Here is a 1039-nt window from a genome sequence, read left to right as displayed (position 1 = left end):
TGCGAGCACCGTAGGGCCAGGACGGCCCTTCGGTGCGGTCCCGACGGGAGCAATGCCGGAGCGAGGGGACCCGGAGCGCAGCGTAGGGCCGAATGCAGGGACACACGGTTTTGGTTCCTTTTGCCAAGACAAAAGGGACCCGCCACCGTGCAAGTTGATGAAGTCCGGATCGGAAGAGTTCAGGGTGTAGGTGTACGAACCGTCGGCGGCCAGCACCAGCTTGCCGTAGGTCCCTTCGATGGTTTGCGGGGTGATCGGGCCACTGGCGATACGGTCGGCGCCCTGCTGGCCAACGGTCAGCACATCACCATTCCGGTTGGCCAGAGCACCGGCACCGTTGAATACACGGCCCCGGACAACGTCCATACCACCAACCCGGATCTGACCAACAGCATCACCGGCACCACCGGTGGTAACTACGAGAAGCTCGAATCACCATTCCAGTGGGTCAAAGCACCGGTACGGTGGAGTTTGTTGCGCCGGACAACGTCCATACCACCAACCCGGACTTGACCAACAGCATCACCGGCACCACCGGTGGTAACTACGAGAAGCTCGAAACCTCGGGTGAAACCACCGTCACCCGACTACGCAATACCTACACTCAACCTACCGAAGGGACAACCCGGATGGCAGGCGATAATGTGTCAACGATGTCTCCGTACACGTGTCCACCATGTGTCCGGTCCATACACCCCGACGAAAGTGGGTCGCCGTAAAAGCGAAGCCGGTCGAATATTGATTTCTGAACTTTTTCAGAATCGTTCTTTAAAAATTTGGGTATGTGATAGAAAGATAGACTGGATAGCACTTTCACTGGTGTTGTTCAGGCTAAGGTAAAATTTGTGAGTGACTCTTAAGAGTTTTGCGAATTTTCGGCGAATGAGCCAGATCAAAAGCAAAAGCTGCACACCAGCACCTCGCTGTTGTTGGTGTTGCTGTTGCCGCTGCTGTGCTTCTAACTGCACAAATCGTGCAGACGCCACAAATCGTCCCTTCAGCAGGCCGAATGGAACCCTTGCGTAGTGGGGCGACGGCC

General features: G+C 56.2%; 4 protein-coding genes. 2 read left to right on the top strand and 2 right to left on the bottom strand.

From position 1 onward, the window contains the following. Positions 1–324: VCBS domain-containing protein (locus V0R60_RS26865; RefSeq protein ID WP_408005566.1), on the bottom strand; the 324-nt coding region annotated here is incomplete at its 3' end. On the opposite strand from V0R60_RS26865, the gene V0R60_RS27140 reads away from it, so the two are divergent. Both V0R60_RS27140 and V0R60_RS27135 read left to right on the top strand, forming a co-directional pair. After that, entirely contained in the window at positions 244–513 is a 270-nt protein-coding gene (locus V0R60_RS27140) for an immunoglobulin-like domain-containing protein (RefSeq protein ID WP_408005564.1), read from the top strand. The two genes, V0R60_RS26865 and V0R60_RS27140, sit on opposite strands and share 81 nt — an antisense overlap. Beyond that, positions 432–719, top strand: a complete 288-nt coding sequence (locus V0R60_RS27135) for an immunoglobulin-like domain-containing protein (RefSeq protein WP_408005565.1) — start codon at positions 432–434, stop codon at positions 717–719. The genes V0R60_RS27140 and V0R60_RS27135 overlap by 82 nt, the downstream gene beginning before the upstream one ends. Before the next feature lie 36 nt (positions 720–755). On the opposite strand, the gene V0R60_RS26860 is transcribed toward V0R60_RS27135, so the two are convergent. Next, the coding region (locus V0R60_RS26860; protein WP_330143375.1) for a hypothetical protein at positions 756–1039 on the bottom strand (284 nt) is incomplete at its 5' end.

It is taken from the genome of Pseudomonas auratipiscis (assembly GCF_036324085.1).
GTDB classification, from domain to species: Bacteria; Pseudomonadota; Gammaproteobacteria; order Pseudomonadales; family Pseudomonadaceae; genus Aquipseudomonas; species Aquipseudomonas auratipiscis.
Note: the sequence above shows the minus strand (reverse complement) of the source record. Positions and strands in the feature narration are given on the sequence as shown.